Raw genomic sequence first — 22,040 nt, forward strand, 5'->3', positions numbered from 1 at the left:
TGCCACGGTGCGTAGCGGGGGTGTAGAGGTGAGGCTGAGACGACGCCTCGTCGCGGGTGCGGTATTGGTGGCTGTCCTGGCGGTGGTGGTGCACAACCACCTGGTTCCGTTCGGTACCCACTTCTTCGGGCTGACCGAGAACAACTTCGACCTGGATACCTATCGCGCGGCGGTGCACGCTTCCTGGGACGGCAGAAGCCTGTACCAGGAACCGGCGCTGCGCGGCGCCTGGTACGTCTATCCACCGTTCGCGACTTTCGCCCTCGCGCCGTTCGCCTGGCTGGGTTTCGATGTCGCCAAGTACGTTCTGCTGGCGCTCTCGATCTGCTTGCTCGCGCTCATCGCGTGGCGCATCCTGCGCCTGGCCGGAATCCGCGCAGATCTGCGGCTCGGCGTGATGAGCGCCGCGCTCGCGGTGATCGTCATCGATGTAGAGTCGGTGCAGGCCACGTTGTGGTGGGGACAGATCAACGTCCTGCTCATGGCGCTGGTGATGCTCGATCTGCTGCGCCCCGATCAGGCCCGGTGGCGGGGGATCGGACTCGGCCTGGCCGCGGGCATCAAGCTCACGCCGCTCGTGTTCCTCCCATATCTGTTGCTCACCCGGCAGTGGCGTGCCTCGGCCACTGCCGCAATCACTTTCGTCGCGACCGCTGCGCTCACCTGGCCGCTCCTACCGCGAGACAGCGCCTGGTTCTGGAGCCACCTCGGCGACACCGCCCACATCAGCTCCATCGATCACCTGGCGAACCAGTCGATCAACGGATTTCTCGCCCGGTACTTCGCGCCGAATCCGCGGCCGGAATGGCTGTGGATCGTGATGAGCCTCCTGGTGCTTGCCGCCTGCCTCGCCATCGCGACGTGGGCGCACCGACGAGGGGAACGTGCGCTGGCCGTGGTGCTGGTGGGCCTGACCGGCTGCGCGGTATCGCCGTTCAGTTGGGCGGCGCACTGGGTGTGGTTCGCGCCCGCGATCTTCTGGCTCGTCGCGAAAGCCTGTACGACGCAGGGTCAGTGGGCCCGCGGCTGGGCTTACCGGGCTGCCGGCCTGCTCGCGATGACCTTCATGTGGACGCTGCACCGGCCCGGCCGCAATCACACCACCATGTACTTCAGCGGCGTGTACTGGAACTTTCTGGACCTGAGGCGGTTCTGGGTCGGCCAGCTCGCGAGCGGTTGGTACCCGCTGACGTTCGTGTGCTTCGTGATCGCTGCGGTGAGTTGGCTGCGGCTGAGCGCGACGGCGAAGGGCGACGATCCGGACGAGATCTCCATGACGTCCGACGACATCGACGACTACCCGCCGGAGTTCCTCGATGAGGAGCTGGCGCGTCTAACGAAGCAGAGTTGAGAGATTTCTTAATTAACTGTTGTGTCCTGCATCACAGCACGTGGGTGTGCTGACCAGCGCTGAAATGTGATCCACGTCTCGGAAATGCCGAATTTCACTGCCTCGTTTGCCACATTAGTCTCATTAGAAACATCTGATTTTTGTGCGGCGTGCCTCGCGCTGTTTGCCGGATGTCAGGTATTTAATGACGTGGTGAGAGTGCTGCGGTAACGTAGAACTACGGGTACAGCAACCAGTAATTCGCAGGAGTGATCACCGTGTACATCAATCCGATCAGTCGGTCACGGATGGGTCGTATTGCCTGGTCATTGTTCCGTCATCCGATGAAGAGCCGTGAGTTCCCGGCCAAGAACGAACGCCTGGCCACGGCAGACGAGCTACTTCGCTTCGGGGTTTGACGGGTATCCGTCACAGCGCACGACGCCCTCGAATCGACGCAAAAGCGCCGGTCCGAGGGCGTAGCTGTATGTGTCAGATGGTGAGCTGACCCGAATCCCTGATCGCCTCGGCCAACGGTTCCAGCACGGCCGGATCGTAGGGCGGCGGCAGGTAGATGATCGCCAGGTCCAGGCCCTCGGCGCCCAACGCCGCAGCTTCGTCGACCGCCTTCGCGTAATCGCGATCCTCACCGAGACGCACGTGCGCCGACAGGGTGATCTCCTCGGGATCGCGGCCGAGGTCGGCGCAGTGCGCCGCCAGCACGTCGCGCTTACGGGCGAACTCCTCGGGTGGGCCGCCGACGAAGTTCCAGTGATCGGCGTACTTCGCGGTGATGCGCAGCGTGCGCTTCTCACCGCTGCCGCCGATACAGAACGGCGGATGCGGCTGTTGCGGGCCCTTGGGCTCGTTGCGCGCATCCTTGAGTTGGTAGAACTTGCCGTCGAACGTCGTCGTCTCCTGCGTCAGCAGTCCTTTCAGAACCTCACAGGCCTCCTCGAACCGGTCGAAGCGCTCCTTGATCGAGCCCAGTTCGATTCCGTAGGCGCCCGACTCCTCCTCGTTCCAGCCGGCGCCGATGCCCAGCTCGAGGCGACCGTTGGAGACGATGTCGAGTGCCGAAGCCATATTCGCCAGCACGGCGGGATGGCGATAGTGGATACCGGTGACGAGCACCCCGACCCGCAACCGCTCGGTGGCCTGGGCCAGCGCGGTCAGCGTCGTCCAGCCCTCGAGGCAGGGACCGGATGGGTCGGAGAAGATCGGATAGAAGTGGTCGAACGTCCAGCCGGATTCGAAGACGTCGATCGTGTCGGCTGCTTTCCAGATGGCAAGCATGTCGGCCCAGGGCGTGTTCTGCGGGGATGTTTTGAAGGCGAAGCGCACGTCATCACAAACTAGTCGCGTTGCGGCATTCATTCCGGACCATCCCGGCCGTGCTGATTCCGTATCTTCTGTGCCATTTGGCCGCTGCAATCGGTAGTCTCAGGCAGGGAAATATGCGGAATCCCGCGATCAGACCATCTGGGAGTGAACATGAGTGAGTACGCAGTCACCGATCCGGCGACCGCAAAGGTGGTCGCCACCTACCCGACCTCGACCGACGCCGAGATCCAGGCCGCGATCGAGGCTGCTGCCAAGACCGGCCGTACCTGGGCACGTACCACCACGGTGGCCGAGCGGGCCGCACTCATCGGTAAGGTCGCCGCCCTGCACGAGCAGCGCCGCGAACAGCTCGCCGACGTCATCGTCCGTGAGATGGGCAAGCCGCGCGACCAGGCCCTCGGCGAGGTCGACTTCAGCGCCGCCATCTACCAGTACTACGCCGACAACGCGGAGAAGTTCCTCGCCGACGAGGAGATCACCTTGCTCGAGGGCGAAGGCACCGCAGTGGTCAAGCGGGGCCCGGTCGGCGTGCTGCTCGGGATCATGCCCTGGAACTACCCCTACTACCAGGTGGCCCGCTTCGCCGGCCCAAACCTGATCGTGGGCAACACAATTCTGCTCAAGCACGCCCCGCAGTGCCCCGAATCCGCCGAGCTCCTGCAGCTGATCTTCCTGGAGGCCGGGCTCCCGCAAGGCGCCTACGTCGACATCCGTGCCACCAACGACCAGGTCGCCGAGATCATCGCCGACCCCCGGGTGGCCGCGGTGTCGCTGACAGGTTCCGAACGGGCGGGTGCCGCAGTGGCCGAGATCGCCGGCCGCAACCTCAAGAAGTGCGTGCTGGAACTCGGAGGCTCCGATCCGTTCATCCTGCTGTCGACCGATGATCTCGACGCGACCGTGCAAGCGGCCGTCGAGGGGCGGATGGAGAACACCGGGCAGGCCTGTAACGCCGCCAAGCGGTTCATCGTCGCCGAGGACATCTACGACGACTTCCTGACCAAGTTCACCGACAAGCTGCTGGCCGCCGCCGACGGGATCGCACCGCTGTCCTCGGAGCTGGCCGCCGAGAGGCTCGAGCAACAGGTCAAGGACGCCGTCGCGCAGGGTGCCGAGCTGAAGTCGGCAGGTGAGCGCCGCGGCGCCTTCTACCCGCCCGCCGTGCTCACCGGCGTCACCGAGGACAACGACGCCTACCGCCAGGAGCTGTTCGGCCCGGTCGCCGTGGTGTACAAGGCCGGCTCGGAAGACGAGGCGGTCGCGATCGCCAATGACACCCCGTTCGGATTGGGTTCTTACGTCTTCACCACCGACGCCGATCAGGCCGCCCGGGTGGCTGACCGGATCGATGCGGGCATGGTGTTCGTCAATGCCGTTGGCGCCGAAGGGGCCGAGCTGCCGTTCGGTGGCATCAAGCGGTCCGGTTTCGGACGCGAACTGGGCAAGTTCGGCATGGACGAGTTCGTGAACAAGAAGCTGATCCGTACGGTCAGCTGACGTGCGTGCGCGCGTGTTCGATCGCTTCGTCGAGCGAATCGAGCAAGTGATTTTCGTGTCGCAGTGACTCGAACACGCCGACGTTGGTCAACAACTCGGCGTGTTCGGGGCGAACACCCTTGATGATCACCGTGATTCCGCGTGACTCCAGTTCGGTGGCGATCTCCGCGAGGGTGTTCGCGCCGGTGGCGTCGAGCATGCCGAGTTGCGACATTCGGATGATGACGACGGACGTCTGCGGATGGTCGGCGTCCACGATTGCACTCGAAATGCGTTCGGCTGCACCGAAGAACATCGCGCCGTTGAGGCGCAGCAAGGCGATCTGGTCGTCGCCGGGCTGGGGTGGACCGGGGAGCTCTTCGCGAACGACGCTGCTGCGCCGCGCTACCGAACGCAACGCGAAGAACGCGGCGACGACGACGCCGATCTCCACGGCTTCGATCAGGTCGAAGCACACGGTGACCGCGGCGGTGAGCGTGAACGTCAACGCATCGGATCGGGTGGAGCGCAGGATCTTCCGGATCGTGACCGCCGAGATCATCCGGAACGACGTCACCATCAGGACTCCGGCCAGCGCGGCGAGCGGAATCGTGGACACCGGGCCGGTGGCCAGATACACCACGCCGAGCAGGACAAACGAGTGCACGATCGCCGCCACCCGCGTCCTGGCGCCGGACCGGACGTTGACCGCGGTGCGGGCGATCGCGCCGGTGGCGGGCATGCCGCCGAAGACTCCGGAGGCGACCGAGGCCAGACCCTGCCCCACCAGCTCACGGTCGGGGTCGTACGGTCCGGTGGGCGACATGGTCGCGGCGACCCGCGCCGACAGCAGCGATTCGATGGCCGCCAGTGCGGCGATGGCCAGCGCGGCACCCGACAGGGTGCGCAATGCGCCGAGGTCGGCGTGGGGTAACACCGGGGTGGGTAGGTGGGACGGCAACTCACCTATCGCGGCGACCGGGAGGTGGAGCACAGAAACCAGAACGGTGGCCACGATCACCGCGGTCAACGATTCGGGGATGGCGCGATGGAGCCGGGGCAGGATGACCATGAGGAGTGCGACAACAGCCACTACTGCAAGGGTTTTCGCGGCGGCTGTCCAGTCGGCCTCGATGACCACCGAGATCGCGGCAGGGAGCGTGCGCTCACCGGCCGGGGCCTGCTGCGCGAAGGCGGCTGGGACCTGTTGCAGGAAGATGATCGTCGCAATGCCCAGGGTGAACCCCTCGATCACCGGCCACGGAATGAATGTCACGGCCCGGCCGAGACCGGTGGCCCCGGCGGCCAGCACCACGAGGCCCGCCGCGACGGTCACCAATGCGATGCTGCCGAGACCGTGTTGCGCGACGATCGGCGCGAGGACCACCGCCATCGCCCCCGTCGGGCCGGACACCTGCACATGCGAACCGCCGAATACAGCGGCGACCAGGCCTGCCACCACTGCCGTGACCAATCCTGCGGCGGCTCCGACCCCGGAACTGATCCCGAACGCCAACGCCAACGGCAGTGCCACCACACCGACGGTCACACCGGCGAGGACGTCACGGCGCCACGAGCGTGGCAGTCCTGCGTAGTCGTCGCGATGGGGCAGTAGCCGGCCGAATGTGCCGGCGGCGGTCCTGATCACGGTATTGCCTGACGGATTTATGGATTGAACGATTTCGCAATCCACTGTACGGCATCGCAAATGCTGGGCACACTGAAGGTATGAGCGGCGTCCTGTACTTCGACGGAAACTGCGGCATGTGCACCCGCAGCGTCAACTCCCTGATGCGGCGGCAACGGACCGGTGACCTGCACATCGAGCCGTTTCAACGGCCGGGCACGGCCGAGCGGCTCGGTGTGACAGCCGATCAGCTCACCGAAGCGGCGTGGTGGCAGGACTCGTCGGGGGATGTCTACCGCGGCGCCGAAGCGATCAACGCTGCGCTCTCGGCCGGGATGGGGACCCGGATTCCGTTGGGGGTGTACCGGATTCCCGGGGTGCGGCAGCTGCAGAACGGCGCCTACCGCTGGGTGGCGAACCATCGCTACCGGTTCCCCGGCGCGACGCCGCACTGCGCGGCGCGGCCGGGTGATTGCTGAACGATGCCCATGGATCCGGTCACCGCACTGCGCCAGATCGCGTACTACAAGGACCGCGCGCGGGAAGATCCCCGGCGGGTGATGGCCTACCGCAATGCGGCCGACGTCGTCGAAGGGCTGACCGACGCGCAGCGGGAACGGCTGGGCGCGTCGAACGGATGGCAGTCGTTGCCGGGCGTGGGTCCCAAGACCGCGAAGGTGATCGCGCAGGCCTGGGCCGGGCGTGAACCCGAAACCCTCGTCGAACTGCGCTCGGCGGCTGAGGATCTCGGTGGCGGCGACGTGCGCGCTGCGCTCCGGGGCGACCTGCACGTGCACTCCAACTGGTCAGACGGATCCGCCCCGATCGAGGAGATGATGCTGGCCGCGCGCGACCTGGGCCATGAGTACTGTGCGTTGACCGACCACTCACCGCGCCTGCGGGTGGCCAACGGGCTGTCACCGGAACGGTTGCGCGAGCAACTCGACGTCATCGAACAATTCCGCGAACTCGTGGCCCCGATGCGCATCCTCACCGGCATCGAGGTCGACATCCTTGAGGACGGATCGCTGGACCAGGAACCCGAACTGCTGGAACGCCTGGACGTAGTTGTGGCCAGCGTGCACTCCAAACTCGCCATGGATGAGGCGGCCATGACCCGCCGCATGGTCAAAGCGGTGTCGAATCCGCACACCGATGTGCTCGGGCACTGCACCGGACGTCTGGTCACCGGCGGGCGCGGCGTGCGGTCGGAGTCCAAGTTCGATGCCGAGAAAGTCTTCAGGGCGTGCCTCGACCACGGCACCGCCGTCGAGATCAACTCCCGCCCAGAGCGGCGCGACCCGCCGACCCGGCTGCTGAACCTGGCGCTGGAGATCGGCTGCCTGTTCAGCATCGACACCGATTCCCATGCGCCCGGCCAGCTGGAGTTCCTCGGCTACGGAGCCCAGCGGGCCCTGGATGCCGAGGTGCCGATCGAACGGATCGTCAATACGTGGCCGGCCGAGCAGCTGCTCGAGTGGACCGCCGGCTGAGGCTCAGGTGCCCGAGGTGAACGGATCATGCTCGGCGAGAAGCCTTTCCATGCGCGCCTCGTCGAGACGTACCCGGACGGTGGTGGCCTCCTGCTGATCGCGGATCACCTTGGCCAGGGTGAAGGCACTGGTGACGAGGAACAGGACGGACATCCCCAGGAACATCCTCTGCCAGGAATCGATCGGTAAGAAGAAGATTCCACCGAGCACGCCGAGGAAACTCACCCCGAATGCGATGGTGGCCTGAAGTGAGAATGCGGCGGTGACTTTCGAGCTGTCGTTGAGTGCGATCATGCCCCGAGCCTGACGTAGAACGCGATTGGCCGGATGCGTGAGAATACTCAAAACACTTCGGTCTAAGCTCACGCGATGCATGCGGATCTCGGGATCGACACCGTCATCACCCTGCTGGCAGCCGGCCTGATCTTCCTGTTGGCGCTGGTGCTCGGGGTGTGGAAGTACCAGCAGATGGCCACCAGGGAGAACCATCTGGCCCATCCGTACGTCGACATCGCCCACCGGGCCGCCCTGTTGTATTCGTTCGCGACGCTGCTGGTTGCGGTGTTCGTCGAACTCAGCGCCTGGCCCACCTGGGTGAACCTCACCGCGGCGATGGTGCTCGTGCTGTTCTTCGTCGGCGCAATCATCGTCTACATCGAGCACGGCGCCAGGCAGGACACCACCAACCAGTTCGAACAGCCCACCGCGGCACTGCACGCCGGGACCATCGCACTCATCGTCGGTGAGATCGGCGGGTTCGCCGTGCTGCTGGCCGGATTCGTTGCCGCGCAACTGGTCTAGTACGCGCAACTCTGTTAGTAGGGCAGCGTCGGCATCTCCAAGCCGGGATCCCGGCCGACCAGTACACCACGGGTCAACAGCGCGTTGCCGAACCGCTGACGTACCTCATCGATGGCGCCGTCGATGGCCACCGGATCCGGTTCTGACTCAAAGGGCAGTTCCAACTGCTGGCTGCCCTGGTGGTCGATATTGGAGACCGCGAACCCGATCAGGGTCAGCCCACGTTCGGCGATCACCGGCGCGGCGGCAGTGACCAGCACGCGGGCGGCGCCCAGGATCGCGTCGGTCGAGGCGGTGGCCCGGGGCATGGTGTGCGATCGGGTGGCCCGGCCGAAATCATCGAAGCGCAGGCGCAATACGACCGTCCGCCCGGTCCGCCCGGCTCCGCGCATGCGGCGGGTGATGCGGTCGACGAGGTTGACCACCACGACATCCACCTCTGCGGCCGACATGGTGTTGCCGCGCCGACCGAGTGCGCGCTGGGCTCCGACCGAACTGCGCCGCACCCCCGTCGTCACCCGGCGTCGATCGATGTTGCGCGACAACGCATACAGCTGTCGCGCCATCGCGCCGCCGACCATGGGGCGCAGGGCGGACTCGGGCAGCTCGGCCACGTCCGCGACGGTTTCGATCCCGTGGGCATGGAGCTTCTCGGCGGTCTTGGCGCCCACACCCCACAGCCGGCGCACCGGCAGCGGATGCAGGAACGCCAGCTCACGATCGGGCGGCACCAGCAGCAGGCCGTCCGGCTTGGCCACCTGACTGGCCACCTTGGCCAGGAACTTGGTGCGCGCGATGCCGACGGTGATGGGCAGGCCCACCTGCTCGCTGACCTGCTCGCGCAGCCGTCGGGCGATCTCCACCGGAGTGCCGGACACCCGACCCAACCCGGACACGTCGAGAAACGCCTCGTCCACTGACAGCGGCTCGACCACCGGCGAGGTGTCGTGGAAGACCTCGAACACGTGCCCGCTGGCCTCCGAATATGCCGACATCCGCGGCGGCACCACGATGGCCTGCGGACACAGCGCCCGGGCCTGGCCACCGCTCATCGCCGTGCGGACCCCGAACGCCTTGGCCTCGTAACTGGCCGCCAGCACCACACCGCCGCCGACGATCACCGGGCGGCCTCGCAGCGCTGGATCGTCGCGCTGCTCGACCGATGCGTAGAACGAATCGAGATCAGCGTGCAGGATGCCCGCCTGCGGAGCATGCGATTGAGCGTGAGCGCTGGCGCCATTCGACACGAACATATGTTCGCATAGATGGCGGACGGGTCAGCGAGTGTCGCCGTAGATGCTGGTCAACCAGATGTGGGCGAGGGTGTCGACGACCTTGTCGTAGGCGACCGCGGGTTGTTCGGCGCCCAGAGCCGCCATCATGGTCCGCTCGTTCATCAGGTTGAGCGAGGTCGCCAGGTCCATGGCGGGAATGGTGTCCGGGGCGGCGCTGCGTTGACGCTCGGCGGTGATCAGCGCGGCGGTCAGGTTGATCCATTTCTGCATCAGCCCGGACCAGAGCGCGCGGAACTCGGGGCTGCTACTGAGTGCTTCGGTCCCGGCGCGTGCCGTGGCGGGATCCGACCCGAATGAACTGAAGAAGATCTCGATGCCTCGGCGGATCGCCCGCCTGGGATCCGCCGGCATGTCCTCCAGCGCACTGTCGAAACCGGTGTCCGCGCGCTTGATCAGCGGATCGAGCAACGACAGCACGACCGCTTCCTTCGACGGGAAGTAGAAGTAGAACGTCGGCCGGGAGATCCCGGCGCCTTTGGCCAGGTCATCGACCGAAATGTCGGCGAACTTCTTGGTCTCCAGCAGCTGCCTTGCCGTCTCGAGAATGGCCGCCTCGCGGTCGTCGCCGGATGGCCGGGCGGCGCGGCGACCGCGCGGGGCGCGCGTCGTACTGGAGGTGGTCACGATCAGCACCCTAACACCGCGTTGAATTTATCAACATACTGTTGACCCACTCAACACCATGTTGATACCGTCGGTCCCATGACCGAACATTTCGATGTTGTGATCGTCGGTGCCGGCATTTCCGGCATCAGCACGGCCTGGCACCTGCAGGACCGTTGCCCCACCAAGAGCTACGTGATCCTCGAGCGCCGGGAGAACATCGGCGGCACCTGGGACCTGTTCAAATACCCGGGCATCCGGTCCGACTCGGACATGTTCACCCTCGGCTTCCGGTTCAAGCCGTGGGAGTCGGCCAAGTCCATCGCCGACGGACAGTCGATCTGGAACTACATCAACGAGGCCGCCGACGAGAACGGCATCAGGAACCACATCCGCACGGGCCACCGCGTCCTCTCGGTGGACTGGTCGGATGCCGACAACCGCTGGACCGTCGACGTCGAGCACAACGGCGAAGCCAAGCAGATCACCGCATCGTTCCTGTCGGTATGCAGCGGCTACTACAACTACGACGAGGGCTACTCGCCCGAGTTCCCGGGGGCCGAGAACTTCAAGGGCCAGATCATCCACCCGCAGCACTGGCCCGAGGACCTGGACTACACCGGCAAGAACGTCGTGGTGATCGGCTCCGGTGCCACCGCCATCACGCTCATCCCGTCGCTGGTCAGCGGCGGCGTCGGGCACGTCACGATGCTGCAGCGCTCACCCACTTACATCGGATCCCTGCCGCTGGTCGACCCGGTGGCCGTGAAGACCAACAAGTACCTGCCCAAGAACCTGGCGCACTTCGTCAACCGGTGGAAGCAGATCGGATACAGCACCGGCCAGTACCAGGTCGCGCGCCGCTTCCCGTCAGTCTTCAAGCAGTTCCTGCGCAAGATGGGGACCCGCCGCCTGCCCGAGGGCTTCGACTACGACAAGCACTTCAGCCCGAGCTACGCCCCGTGGGACGAGCGAGTCTGCCTGGCGCCCAACGGGGACCTGTTCAAGGCCATCCGCTCCGGTAAGGCCGGCGTCGTCACCGACACCATCGACACCATCACCGAAACCGGCATCAAGCTGACCTCCGGTGAGGAGCTGCAGGCCGACATCATCGTCACCGCAACCGGTTTGAACATGCAGTTGTTCGGCGGCGCGGTGGCGTACCGCAACGGTGAGCCGATCGACCTGACCGAGAGCATGACCTACAAGGGCCTGATGCTCTCCGGCGTGCCGAACATGGCCATCACGTTCGGGTACACCAACGCATCGTGGACTCTGAAGGCCGATCTGGTGTCCGAGTTCATCTGCCGTGTGCTGAACTACATGGACGCCAACGGTTTCGACCGCGTCGAGCCGCAGCACCCCGGTGGCAGTGTCGACGAGCTGCCGTTCATGGACTTCACCCCGGGCTACTTCCGGCGGGCCATGGACACCCTGCCGAAGTCGGGTTCGGAAGCGCCGTGGAAGCTCAAGCAGAACTACTTCTTCGACATGCGCACGATCCGCTACGGCAAGGTCGACGAGGAGTCGCTGATGTTCACCAAACACCGCGCCGCAGTGAAGGTTTAATACGGCAGAACACGAGAAAGCCCCCCACTGCGCAGTGGGGGGCTTTCTCGTCTGCTCGCGTTCAGGGGGTGACGACGACGATGCCGTCCTCGTCGGCGTACGCGATCTCGCCGGGGACGAAGGTCACGCCGCCGAAGCTGACCTCGACGTCGCGCTCACCCTCGCCGGTCTTGGTGCCCTTACGCGGGTTGGTGCCGAGCGCCTTGATGCCGACGCCGATCGTGCGCAGCGCGGCCGCATCCCGCACCGCACCGTGCACGATCACCCCGGACCAACCGTTGTCGGCGGCCAACCCGGCGATGATGTCACCGACCAGCGCGGTGTGCAGCGACCCGTCGCCGTCGACCACCAGCACCCCGCCGTTGCCCGGGGTGGACAGGATCGACTTGAGCAGCGCGTTGTCCTGGAAGCAGCGCACCGTGGTGATCGGCCCGGCGAACACGGTCTTGCCGCCGTAGTTCTGCAACTGCAGGTCGCAGCTACGGACGTCGGGGTAGATCTCGTCGACCAGATCAGCGGTGGCGCGCGGTTCGATACTCACCCGGCGATTATCGCAGCCCGCTAGCGACCGGCACTTTGCACGATGATGTCGTACACGAACTGGGCCAGCCCGGGCTCGGCATCGTCGTAGTAGCGGGTGAACCGCTCGTCCTCGACATACATGGCGGCGATACACACGTGCATGTCGTCGCTGCAGTCATAGAACCGGGAGATCGAGGCACGATGCCGGGCCGCCAACGCATCGGCCTGCGCCGAGCCTGGCGTCAGACCCGCGCGCTTACCCTCGGCCAGTGCGGCGAGCAGTGCGTCGTTCTCCGCCTTCAGCTCGATCCAGTCCTGTTTGGTGAGCTGCGCCGCGCGCTGCTGCGACTGCTTCCATTCCTCCGTATCCGCCCAACGTTGTTCGGCCTCCTCGGCGTACTCCTGGCCGAACGCGGTGGTACCGAAGATCTCCACCTGCTCCTCGGCGGTCAGCTGAATTCCTCTGTCGTGGGCACTCATCAATTCCTCCACTGCCTTGATGGTCTGCTGAAGCTGTGCCGCCCGATCGCACAGCAGGCGGTGCTGGCGGCGCAGGTGCGCGAGCACATCGGAATCCGGTGCGTCGAGCAGGGCCCGGATCTCGTCCAGGGCCATCCCGACCGACCGGTACACCAGCACCAGATGCAAACGCTCGATATCGGCGTCGGTGTAGCCGCGGTAACTCGCTGCTGTGCGGACACTGGGCACCACCAGGCCGATGTGGTCGTAGTGATGCAGCGTGCGCACCGAGATACCCGTCAACGCGGCAATCGCACCAACGGATCGTGTCTGTGAATTCGCCTGCATCAGGCCACTATCGACCCTGACGTCGCGTCAGGGTCAAGCCGTGCTCAGCTGTCCTCGGAATTACGGCGGCTGAGCACAACCAGGAGCAGGGCCAGAACGCCGACGGCCACCGCCGCCAGCAGCGGGAGTTTGGACGACGGGCTGTCGGCAAGTGGGGCCGGCACCGGGCCCGACACCGGGTTGGCCGCCGAGGTGACCGTCGATTTGGCTTGGGCGGCAGCCTCTTTGGCTGCCTTGGCGACATCCGGCAGGGGGATGACGGGCGCGGGCGCCGGCTCGGCAGGGGGCGGAGCGGCGGGAGCTGGAGCGGCGGGGGCTGGAGCCGCAGGCGGGGCGGGCGGGGCCTTCTTGGCCGGAGCTTTCTTCGCCGGGGCCTTCTTGGCGGCCTTGGCCGGAGCCTTCTTCGCCGCTGCTTTCTTGGCCGGAGCCTTCTTCGCGGGAGCCTTCTTGGCCGGCGGAGGTCCGGGCTTGGGGGCCGGGGCCGGGGTCGCAGCGGGCGGAGCGGGATCTGCGCCGGCCGTTGACGCGTCGGCCGCAGCCGACTCAGCTGCGGTTTCGGGCTTCTCGGCGGGTTGATCCTGCTGCTCTGCCATCTGGCTGCTCCTTTGCAGTAACTGATGTTCCGCGCCAGCTCGGCCGGCGCGGTGGGCGGGGGCCGGCAGTGTTTCCCATCATGCCAGGCGCCGCAGCGGTCAACCCGTGACGGCCAGAGCCGCGGCGAGCGTGACCGCCACTGCCATGATGCCCAATTCCACCAACGATCGGTTCTGCGACAGCGTGGCGCTGCTGCGGTGCGCCCGCGCCGCGGGCAGCCAATGCGACCGGTTGTGCCAGGCCAACACCAACAGGGCCGTGGTCACGACCACCTTGGCCGCCAACACCCGGCCGTAGCCGGTCGCCCACAGATCGGCGGGCGAGTTCAACTTGATCGCCGCCCCGACCACGCCGGCGATCAGCAGCACCCCCACGCATGACAGTGACAACTGCGAGAACCTGGGCAACACCCTGGCCCACTGACCCCGGTGCGTCACAGTGAGCACCAGCGCGGCCAGCACGCCGCACCACACCGCGGCCGCCAGTGCGTGCACCGCCACCGCTATGCCGCCGACCGGGCTCTCCGAGAGATGCCCCGCCAGCGTCCTGGCCGCAATGCCGAGCGCGGCGAGACCGACCGTCGCGACCGTCGTCGTCGCACCCCGCGGGGCCAGGATTGCCACGCCGGCGACGATCAGCGCGGCCGCAATACCGACCAGCCCCGAACGGCCCGCGGTCGTATAGAGGCCGAAGTCAGTCAGGGTGCGGACGCCGATCTGCCAGAACCCGACGCCCGCGGTCTGCGCCGCCTCCACGGTCAGCCGCACGACCTCGGTCAGCAGCCAGATCGCCGCGACCAACCCGAGCGGTACCGCGGCCCGGCGGCTCAATTCGGCGCGGTAGCGGTCGGATTCGAGCAGTGGCACCGCGGACAGGCCCAGGGTGACGATGGCCGCGCCGTCAGCCAAGGCCCGGACCACTGCTCCGGCCACCGGGCTGTGCGGGTAGGCCAGCGCCCAGGCGGCCACCGACGTGGCGATCACGACGGCACCGCCCGCCGCCACCGCACCGGCGACCCCGCGCCCGGTCAGCGTTGGCGTCGGACCGCCCACCAGGCTCCACCACCGATGAGCACCACGGCCACCAGCACGAACGGCCACACCACGATGCCGCCGTCGGATTGCGCAGGCGACGACGCGGCCGCTCCCGGCGTACCCGAACCGGCGACGGTCAGGTCGAACGACCAGGAACCCGACACCACGTGCCCGTCGGCCGAGGTCACCCGGTAGTTGACCGTGTACGCACCGGCCGGGCCGAGCGGACGGACCCCGACGCTGAGCACCGCGCCGGCCACCAACGGATCGCCCTCGGACCACAGGTTGTTGTCCGGCCCGACGACCGTCATGTTGGCGAAGGCGGGCTGCAGTGCCTCGTTGAACGTGGCGCTCACCCGCGGCGGTGAGCTGCTCAACGCGGAATGTTCGGCCGGGTCGGCGGCGATCCGGGCCGCGTGCGCCGATGCCGCAGGGGCCCCGAGCAGCGCCGAGGAGGCCAGGATCAGCCCGGTCAGGGTGGCGGCCAGCAGCCGGCTCATGACCGGCGCCGGTTCAGCAGGCCGGCGACCACTGCGACCGCCGCCACGATCAACGCTCCGCCGGCCAGCCAGCGGGCCGAGTTGTCGACGCTGCCCGCGGGCTGCGCGACCGGCGCGGGCGCACTGCTGGGCGCCGCGGGCACCTCGGTGCCGTGCTCGGTGGGGCCCGCTGCGGGAGGTCCGCCGGTCAGCGTCAACTGCGGTGCCGGATGCTCGGGCTCGCTGCCGTCGGGCAGGGGTGGCTGATCCCAGCGGACCACGGAGCCGTCCGAGTAGGTCTGGGTGACGGGAAAGCTCGCCGTCGCCGCGTCGGGAAGCTTGATCGACACCCGGAACAGGGCGAACTGCTCGGGTGAGATGCCCACCCCGGGGGCCGCGGTCCACGTCACCGTCCGGACCGTGCCCGCCGAGGTGTCACGGTCCAGCTTGGCGGTCCAGCCCGGCATCACCTCGGTGCGGGCCGAGGCCACATCAGGCAGGTCGACCGTCAAACGTGTTGTCAGCGCGCCGGTATCGGACTCGCCGGGGACCCGGAAGGTGAGCACCGAGGTGGTCCCCGGAGTCGGATTGTCGGCGTCGACGTGGACATGGGCCCAGGCCGGTGCCGCGGTGAGCAGACCGGTGACGGCTACCGCGGCGGTCGTGAGGAGGGCGCGCGAGGACGCCCCGGTGAAGGGTTGCATTCGGGGGTGTCTTTCTGGAGTTGATCGGGTCGGATGGTCAGGCTGCGACGCCGACCGGCGGACCCCGATGAGACACCGAAGCGGCAAGCAGAAGGGCAGAGTGCAACGGTTGATCGGCGCTGCGTGCCGTGACGCCGGCCGTCGACCCGGGGGCGGGGCGGGGCGTCCTGACCACGACCCGGGCCACCCGCGAAACCGCTGCCGACAAGCGGGCGCCGCAGGCGATCAGACCCGCGCCGAGCGATACCGCTGCCACGTGCGCGCCGAACATCGCCAGGCCGGACGGCGCGCCGTGCGCGTGACCAGCCGTGGCCAACAACCCGTGCGCCAGTAGCTGGCCGGTGGCCAGCAGACCCCACAACACTGCGGTGCGGTTGGCGCGGGCCAGGGTCGCGGCCACCGTTCCCAACGTCACCGCAAGGACCACGAGTTGGGCGGCCACGGCACCGCCCGGCAGGGCGCCGCCGGCGACGCCATGAGCGGCGATGGCCAGTGCGGCCGTGAGTGAGCCGACGGCCGTACCGCGCAGCGGGGCTGCGGAGTCGATACGGGCGACGGTCATGGAACTGAGCTAGACCAACCCGAGTCGAGCCATCAGATCGGCATCGATGCCGTCGAGTTGGGCGGCGATCGCCGCGTGGGCACCGCGGCGACGTGCGGTCGGCATGTTCTCGGCCGCCGTCACCGCCGCGGCCAGATCGGTGAGCCGCTCGTTGATCGCCGTGACGAACTGTTTGGTCTCGGCGTCCTTGGGCTTCTTCTCGGCGACCTGTCGCAGGGTCTGCTCGGCACCGGAGATCCGCGCGGACAACTCGGCGCCGTGCCCGGAGAACTGACCGAGCTGGGCCAGCGGAACACCGAGACGATCGGCGCGACGCTCGTCCAGGGCGCCCCGGGCGGCCGTGGCGGCCCGGTAGATCAACGGCACGAGCACCGGTGCCAGCAAACGTGTGACAGTGAGTACCCGGCGAATCCGGGCGGGGGAGAGAAGGCGTCCCTCGCGGGCCGCCTTCAACTCGGTTTCGGCCACTTTGAGGGCGTTACGGTCACTGTCCCGCTGCGCTTTGACCTGAGCTTTGAGGGCCCGCTGCGCAGATTTTTGATCGGACTTGATGCGACGGGCGTCGTTCTTTGCGGTGAGCCGGGCTTCCAGCTTGGCCTTGGCCTTGATGGCGCGGGCTTCGGCGCGGCGGGTGGCGCGGCTTTTTCGTCGCGTGAACAGGCCCATTCCGGTTGCCTCCCGGTCAATTCGTCGTGTGTTCGTGGTCACCGCAGAACTGCTGCAGACCCACAGTATCGTCCGGTGGATTTGCTCCGCCGGGGCTCCCCGCCATGGGCGCGGGTAATCGCCTCGGCTAGCAAATTTGAACTGCCCGGTTGTGCAAGAATCAGATTCATCAATCGAAGCTGTTGGGCGGTGCGCGAAAGGGTGGTGAGAACGTGCGTTCGCGATTGCGCGTCGCCGCCTCGACCGGTCTGGTTCTAACGGGCCTGTTCATCGCCGGTGTCGGAGGGGCATTGGCATTTGCCGATCCCGATCGGGGTCGGCCCGATAGTGGTCAGGGATCGTCGAGCAGCGCAGGCAATGGCCACGACGGGCATGACGGCAAGGACCACGGCCAAGGTCATGCCCAGGATGGCGGCGACCAAGGCGAAAATGACGGCGGCACGGGTTCCCCGGGCACGCGTACGTCCCACAGTGGCACTCGGACCACCGGCAAGCCGACCAAGACAACGGGCCGGCCGACCAAGACAACGGGCAAACCTTCCGGGACGGGAGAACCGACCGACACCGCGCAACCGTCCGGCTCTCAGACGCCTCCGCAAACCGGGACCGATACCAAGACGCCGACCCCGACGAAGACCGAGACCGAGACCGAGACCGAAACGCCATCCACCTCGCAGCCGTCGGAGTCGGAGACCCCCACGACTTCGGCCTCGGTGACGACCACAGGGGTGACTTCGACCGACACCACGGTGACGACCTCGCGGACCACCGAGACGACCTCGGAGACGACCAAGACCACCGAGACGACCAAGACCACCGAGACGACGAAGACGACCGAGACCACCTCCGAGACGACCAAGTCGACCTCGGAGACGACCTCTGGAACGACGGAGACCACCGAGACCACCACGACCCTCGTCGGCGGCGCGGCCGGCGGCGGTGGCGGGGGAGGCGGTGTCCCGGCGCCGTTCAACTACCCACGCCCACCGGCCATGCTATTGCCGGGTGCGCAGGCACAGGTTCCCGACGTGGCCGTACCACCCCCGCCCGGCCTGGCCGCAGCGGTCGGGGTGCCGCCGATCGCCGTCCCGGTCATCGCCCTGCCGGTCATCGTGCCGCCGCTCGCGCTGCCATTGGGCGCCCCAGGCTCCGACCATGGGCCGCAGTCCGGGCCACGGTTGGGACCTGACGTGCAACCCAGCACCAAGATGCGCACCGAGTCGCGGCCGCCCGCCGCGGTCGGCTTGGACGCAGCGATGCCGGTGGCCTTCCGGGCCGGGTACGCGGACTACCTGCGCACCGCGAGCACGAGGGAACTCGCGGCGATGGCGCTGCCCGGGGTGACCGGGATGATGGCTCTGACCGGCCTGGGCGGACTCGTGGGCTACCGGCAGGCCAAAGCCGGACGAACGGTCCGGATCGATGCGAGTCGGTTCATGAGTTAGGTATGACTTGGAAGAATCCAGATGGCTGGAGTTGTCCAGGGATGCTACGAAAGGGTGAAAGGGGGGAACATGTCCGCCAGTCGAAGCGTCACGCGTGCTGTCAACGAGGTTCTCGACCTCGCCCCGCGACGGGGTGAAGTCACATTGACCCGCCTGGTCGACGCGGTGGCCGAGGACCGCGGCAGGCCGATCGAGTTGACCATGGCCGAGCTGCCGACCGGTGTCTGCGGGCAGTGGCGGCAATACACCGACCGCGATGTGTTCCTCATCCAGCAGGGTCTGCCGGCCTGGGACCGCACCCTGGCTCACGAACTCGGGCACCTGGTCCTGGGCCACGAAGGTATATCGATCGTCGACGCTGCCGCGGCCACCGCTGAGGTGGCCACCTCGGATCTGATCAGTTACATGCTCAACCAGCGGACCGGCTGCATGGGCCCCAACGGTGAGGACATCGAGCAGGAGGCCGAGGATTTCGCCGCGCTCCTGCTCTACCGCCTCGGCCGGTTGCCGTCCGACCGGTCATCGATCGTGCAGGTCCGCCTCGGAGAGGCGTTTGGTTGATCGTCTGGGTGATCGCCGGCCTACTCGGCCTGGCTACCGGCCTGCGCATCGGTTGGGCTCTGGTCAACAAGCAATCCCTGGTGAGCTCGGCGATGATCCTGTCGCTGGGCAGCCTCGGCGTCGTCGCCGCGCTGAACTGGCAGCCGCTCGCCCTGCTGATCGACACGGTGGTGCACTGGCCCAACATCGCGGCAGGCCTGAGCCAGGTTGCGCTGATCGCCTGTGCGGCAGGCAGTTGCGTCATGATCACGACGGCGTCCTCGGGCCATTCGGCCACGCTCACCCGTCGTATCGCACTGATCCAGTACGGCATCGCCGGCGTCGTCGCCGTCATCAGCCTGGTGATCTTCTTCCGCGCCGGTCGGCAACCGGAGATGTCCCCCGCCGAGTATCTGACGCGGGACCTCGGATCGCACGGCGCCTCGTGGCTGCTGCCACTGCTCTACGTGTTTCTGGCGCTCACCCTGGTGGTCTGGGCCGGCCTGCGCTATTCGAACCGTAGCCGGCGCGGGCGGGCGCTGTTCCTGTTCACCATCGGCATGGTGCTGATCGTGGCTGCCAGCGGCTTCGTCCTGCTCAGGGCTGCGGGGCGGACCGAACCCGTCGGCGTCGGTGCCGCGGCCACGCTCCTCGGTTGCGCGATGGTTGTCGTCGCCGCCGGATCGCTGCTGCCCAGTGTCGAAGACTGGTTCGGTGCACGCCAGGAATTGCGGACCATCAAACCGCTTCTGAGCGAATTGGCCGAGCGTCAGCCCGACGTCGGCATCGGTGTGCGTCCGCGCGGGCCGTTGGTGTTCCGCGTCGCCGAACGGATGTCGCTGATCTCCGATGCTCTTTATCTGGAGGCCACCGCCGCCGATGCGCGGCAGCATGAAGCCGCCGGGCCGCGTGGGTCCAGCGGTTCGGGAGAATCAAGCGACACAACACAATTGGGGGATGCCGAGCGACCTCAGATACCACCCCGGGATCAGGCCGAGGCCATCGCGGAGTGGATCTACGACACCCGCGGGGGTGACAAGGATTCGACGTTCCCTGGGCTGGCGTGGTTGAGCCAGCCCGAATCGTATTCCGACCGGGAATGGATTCTGGCGATTGCCGAGCAGTACCGGGAATTGGACCGTGCGGCGTCGCGCAGCTGAAACCCGCGCAAGTGGGATCCACCGAAGTGATCCCCACTGACGTGGGTTTCAGCGCGCGAAAGTACCGGCCGAAACTGACGAATCAGTCGTCGAGGTGTTCCCGGCGGCGCAGTTCATCTACCTTCTGCACCAGATCCTGCTGAGCTTCGTTGGACAGCCCGACGGTGCGGGCAGCGATCCGGCGGATCCCCTCGTCACGCATGCTGGCCAGCCAGGTCAGCTCCTTGTCGAGCTTCTCGTAGTACTCGTCGTCGGTGAAGTAAGCCGGTTTGATCCGGAAGAAGTTGGCAAGTGCGGCCATGGTTGCCACCGACGGGTTGGTCCGGTTGCCCGAACGGAGTTGCGACAGGTACGGGGCCGACATGGTGACGCCCTCGGACTTGAGTGCGGCGATCACCTCGGCAGACGTATGGGGTCCGCGCCCAGGTGGATAAACCGTATCGAACAGGCGGTTTAGGCGGGCGGCGAACGTCTTGCTCATCGATTTGACCTCCACATGCTTCATGAGCGGTACGAATTAGGCGGCGTATTTGCTGACCATCGTAGCGAGTGTTGTGACGACAACCAAGTGCAAACGCCACAAAAGTTAAACGGGCTTTACGTTTCGGTCGCCCCTGCTGCGGATACCGGGACCTTCGCCGTAGGGGTGCGGCGGGATTGCGCCGTCTGACAATGCAAAAGGTGACGGCTGCGTTGCATTGGATGCGATGAGCTGCGAGCACGGGGGTGCGCGATCATGATCAACTTCTCGGCCGGCAACCGAAGCGGCGCCGTGACTAGCAGAAACAGATATTTGCTAGAGTGCAGGACCCGGGTCGCGTCAGATTGCGCGCGACACCGTTGTCGGACGACGTGGAACACGTTACAGGTTGGGCGGCGGAATGCCCGTCAACCCCCTCGCGCGCGATAGCCAGACAGGGCTGGGCGGATTCTGGCCCCGATTCCGGAAGACAGTTGCCGGGCGGAAGCGGGCGGAGGTTTCCGCCGTCGCCGGACAATCGACGGTACAAATACGCCAACGGTGACGGTTGCGGCGGGCCGCCACGGCTATCTGAAGCCCGCATCGGGTCGCCGGTATCGGCGATCCTGCTACGACGCTGACGCCTGCGTCTGCGGACATGGCGACCTTTCGACACACCGCCGAATACTTGCCGCTCACGCGGCTTACCCACATACGGTCGAAGGTGTCGCCCACCGCATCGCAGGCTGTCGGCCGGGCTCAAGGCCAGCGTGTCGACGCGACGATTGCGGGCTTCCGCCCTTCGCTGATTTAGAGGACCCTAGCTGTTGTCCGCCGAGCTCGCTAGGTTTCCTTTCCATTTTCGATAGCTGGATTCTCTTTGTTGGAGAGGATGTCCCGCTTCTGGTGCGCTTACGCCGCCAACAGCATCGCCAGGATCGCTGTGTCGGGATGACTGATCGGGTCGACACCCACCCTGCTCACCATCGACGTGACCGTGCCGTCGGATTCGGCTTCCACCCAGGCCGCGCGGTGTTCCAGTCCGAGATGCGGAAGGCCGGGGAGTAACACGCAGCCCGAAGCGGCGCCGGTGCACTCGGGAAGCGACGGCGTTGTCTCCGACGGGGGATGCAACATCAGTAGTGCCGGCGGTTGATGGTCGGCGAAATACCCGGGCGGAACCGCGGATTCGCCGACCACCGGTCCCTCTGCGATGACAATGCCGACGGTGCCGGGGCGGGGCATCTCGGGCAATTCCTCGCGAACACCGAAAATCGTTGTGGTGGAAAGCAATCCGGGCAGTGAGGCGACCCTGACGGTGACCATGAGAAGCTGCGCCCACTCTTTGGTGGAGTCGGGCCACCGGCCCAGCACCACAAACCCTTTGAGCGCACCGCCGGAATGAAAGGGGGCGATCTCAATCGCCCGGCCGGACCCCGTCGTATCCATATCGCCTCCGGGACATCGGTGTTGGCTCGCCGGCTGGCCGGTGCTCCGACACGTCTGTGGGTCGATCAGATCAGAATGCG

At 66.7% G+C, this 22,040-nt stretch carries 24 protein-coding genes; 9 read left to right on the forward strand and 15 right to left on the reverse strand.

Going from position 1 to position 22,040, the window contains the following annotated elements; translation table 11 throughout:
• The first annotated feature begins 7 nt into the window (after nt 1-7).
• Complete coding sequence (locus AB0I14_RS15250) at nt 8-1,351, forward strand: glycosyltransferase family 87 protein (RefSeq protein WP_358022564.1); 1,344 nt, start codon at nt 8-10, stop codon at nt 1,349-1,351.
• Nucleotides 1,352-1,822: 471 nt separating this feature from the next.
• On the opposite strand, the gene AB0I14_RS15255 is transcribed toward AB0I14_RS15250, so the two are convergent.
• Complete coding sequence (locus tag AB0I14_RS15255; RefSeq protein ID WP_358022567.1) at nt 1,823-2,674, reverse strand: LLM class F420-dependent oxidoreductase; 852 nt, start codon at nt 2,672-2,674, stop codon at nt 1,823-1,825.
• A gap of 150 nt (nt 2,675-2,824) precedes the next feature.
• Here AB0I14_RS15255 and AB0I14_RS15260 point away from each other — a divergent pair, with 150 nt between their 5' ends.
• Entirely contained in the window at nt 2,825-4,171 is a 1,347-nt protein-coding gene (locus AB0I14_RS15260; RefSeq protein ID WP_358022570.1) for an NAD-dependent succinate-semialdehyde dehydrogenase, read from the forward strand.
• On the opposite strand, the gene AB0I14_RS15265 is transcribed toward AB0I14_RS15260, so the two are convergent.
• Nucleotides 4,164-5,798 (reverse strand): SulP family inorganic anion transporter, encoded by a 1,635-nt coding sequence (locus tag AB0I14_RS15265; protein WP_358022573.1) that lies wholly within the window; start codon nt 5,796-5,798, stop codon nt 4,164-4,166. The genes AB0I14_RS15260 and AB0I14_RS15265 overlap by 8 nt on opposite strands.
• Before the next feature lie 80 nt (nt 5,799-5,878).
• Here AB0I14_RS15265 and AB0I14_RS15270 point away from each other — a divergent pair, with 80 nt between their 5' ends.
• Entirely contained in the window at nt 5,879-6,256 is a 378-nt protein-coding gene (locus AB0I14_RS15270; RefSeq protein WP_358022576.1) for a DUF393 domain-containing protein, read from the forward strand.
• A gap of 9 nt (nt 6,257-6,265) precedes the next feature.
• Nucleotides 6,266-7,270 carry a PHP domain-containing protein gene (locus AB0I14_RS15275; protein ID WP_358022881.1) on the forward strand — a complete coding sequence of 335 codons (1,005 nt, stop codon included), beginning with the start codon at nt 6,266-6,268 and terminating at the stop codon, nt 7,268-7,270.
• Between the two features lie 3 nt (nt 7,271-7,273).
• Here the strand turns inward: AB0I14_RS15275 and AB0I14_RS15280 are convergent, their stop codons facing one another.
• Complete coding sequence (locus AB0I14_RS15280; RefSeq protein ID WP_358022579.1) at nt 7,274-7,564, reverse strand: YiaA/YiaB family inner membrane protein; 291 nt, start codon at nt 7,562-7,564, stop codon at nt 7,274-7,276.
• Nucleotides 7,565-7,639: 75 nt separating this feature from the next.
• Between AB0I14_RS15280 and AB0I14_RS15285 the strand changes: the two genes are divergently transcribed.
• The gene (locus AB0I14_RS15285; protein WP_358022582.1) at nt 7,640-8,071 is read left to right on the forward strand and encodes a hypothetical protein; all 432 of its coding nucleotides are present in this window, start codon (nt 7,640-7,642) and stop codon (nt 8,069-8,071) included.
• A gap of 14 nt (nt 8,072-8,085) precedes the next feature.
• On the opposite strand, the gene dinB is transcribed toward AB0I14_RS15285, so the two are convergent.
• Both dinB and AB0I14_RS15295 read right to left on the reverse strand, forming a co-directional pair.
• Nucleotides 8,086-9,324, reverse strand: coding sequence for a DNA polymerase IV (gene dinB / locus AB0I14_RS15290; RefSeq protein WP_358022585.1), 1,239 nt, complete (start codon nt 9,322-9,324; stop codon nt 8,086-8,088).
• A 24-nt stretch (nt 9,325-9,348) separates the two neighbouring features.
• Complete coding sequence (locus tag AB0I14_RS15295; RefSeq protein WP_358022588.1) at nt 9,349-9,990, reverse strand: TetR/AcrR family transcriptional regulator; 642 nt, start codon at nt 9,988-9,990, stop codon at nt 9,349-9,351.
• A gap of 78 nt (nt 9,991-10,068) precedes the next feature.
• Here AB0I14_RS15295 and AB0I14_RS15300 point away from each other — a divergent pair, with 78 nt between their 5' ends.
• On the forward strand, nt 10,069-11,538 hold the full coding sequence (locus AB0I14_RS15300) for an NAD(P)/FAD-dependent oxidoreductase (RefSeq protein WP_358022590.1): 1,470 nt from the start codon (nt 10,069-10,071) through the stop codon (nt 11,536-11,538).
• A gap of 61 nt (nt 11,539-11,599) precedes the next feature.
• On the opposite strand, the gene rraA is transcribed toward AB0I14_RS15300, so the two are convergent.
• The 8 genes from rraA to AB0I14_RS15340 form a co-directional block, all read right to left on the reverse strand.
• A complete protein-coding gene (gene rraA, locus AB0I14_RS15305) occupies nt 11,600-12,079 on the reverse strand; it encodes a ribonuclease E activity regulator RraA (protein WP_358022593.1) in 480 nt (159 codons plus the stop codon).
• Between the two features lie 20 nt (nt 12,080-12,099).
• Nucleotides 12,100-12,867, reverse strand: coding sequence for a MerR family transcriptional regulator (locus AB0I14_RS15310; protein ID WP_358022596.1), 768 nt, complete (start codon nt 12,865-12,867; stop codon nt 12,100-12,102).
• Between the two features lie 44 nt (nt 12,868-12,911).
• A complete protein-coding gene (locus tag AB0I14_RS15315) occupies nt 12,912-13,460 on the reverse strand; it encodes a hypothetical protein (protein ID WP_358022599.1) in 549 nt (182 codons plus the stop codon).
• A gap of 99 nt (nt 13,461-13,559) precedes the next feature.
• Nucleotides 13,560-14,513, reverse strand: coding sequence for a CopD family protein (locus AB0I14_RS15320; protein WP_358022602.1), 954 nt, complete (start codon nt 14,511-14,513; stop codon nt 13,560-13,562).
• Complete coding sequence (locus tag AB0I14_RS15325) at nt 14,489-14,995, reverse strand: copper resistance CopC family protein (RefSeq protein ID WP_358022604.1); 507 nt, start codon at nt 14,993-14,995, stop codon at nt 14,489-14,491. Before AB0I14_RS15325 ends, AB0I14_RS15320 begins: the two co-directional genes overlap by 25 nt.
• Nucleotides 14,992-15,678, reverse strand: a complete 687-nt coding sequence (locus tag AB0I14_RS15330) for a YcnI family protein (RefSeq protein WP_358022607.1) — start codon at nt 15,676-15,678, stop codon at nt 14,992-14,994. Before AB0I14_RS15330 ends, AB0I14_RS15325 begins: the two co-directional genes overlap by 4 nt.
• Before the next feature lie 37 nt (nt 15,679-15,715).
• Nucleotides 15,716-16,240 (reverse strand): hypothetical protein, encoded by a 525-nt coding sequence (locus tag AB0I14_RS15335; protein WP_358022611.1) that lies wholly within the window; start codon nt 16,238-16,240, stop codon nt 15,716-15,718.
• A 9-nt stretch (nt 16,241-16,249) separates the two neighbouring features.
• A complete protein-coding gene (locus AB0I14_RS15340; protein ID WP_358022884.1) occupies nt 16,250-16,906 on the reverse strand; it encodes a DUF6474 family protein in 657 nt (218 codons plus the stop codon).
• Between the two features lie 212 nt (nt 16,907-17,118).
• On the opposite strand from AB0I14_RS15340, the gene AB0I14_RS15345 reads away from it, so the two are divergent.
• From AB0I14_RS15345 to AB0I14_RS15355, 3 genes are all read left to right on the forward strand, one after another.
• On the forward strand, nt 17,119-18,351 hold the full coding sequence (locus AB0I14_RS15345; RefSeq protein WP_358022613.1) for a hypothetical protein: 1,233 nt from the start codon (nt 17,119-17,121) through the stop codon (nt 18,349-18,351).
• A gap of 69 nt (nt 18,352-18,420) precedes the next feature.
• A complete protein-coding gene (locus tag AB0I14_RS15350) occupies nt 18,421-18,912 on the forward strand; it encodes a DUF955 domain-containing protein (RefSeq protein WP_358022616.1) in 492 nt (163 codons plus the stop codon).
• Nucleotides 18,909-20,051 carry a hypothetical protein gene (locus AB0I14_RS15355; RefSeq protein ID WP_358022619.1) on the forward strand — a complete coding sequence of 381 codons (1,143 nt, stop codon included), beginning with the start codon at nt 18,909-18,911 and terminating at the stop codon, nt 20,049-20,051. Before AB0I14_RS15350 ends, AB0I14_RS15355 begins: the two co-directional genes overlap by 4 nt.
• 82 nt (nt 20,052-20,133) lie before the next feature.
• On the opposite strand, the gene AB0I14_RS15360 is transcribed toward AB0I14_RS15355, so the two are convergent.
• Entirely contained in the window at nt 20,134-20,532 is a 399-nt protein-coding gene (locus tag AB0I14_RS15360) for a secretion protein EspR (RefSeq protein ID WP_044518958.1), read from the reverse strand.
• 891 nt (nt 20,533-21,423) lie between these two features.
• A complete protein-coding gene (locus tag AB0I14_RS15365) occupies nt 21,424-21,960 on the reverse strand; it encodes a peptidase (protein WP_358022622.1) in 537 nt (178 codons plus the stop codon).
• Nucleotides 21,961-22,040: the final 80 nt, after the last annotated feature.

Origin of the sequence: Mycobacterium sp. NPDC050441 (genome assembly GCF_040655355.1) — a bacterium.
Lineage (GTDB): Bacteria > Actinomycetota > Actinomycetes > Mycobacteriales > Mycobacteriaceae > Mycobacterium.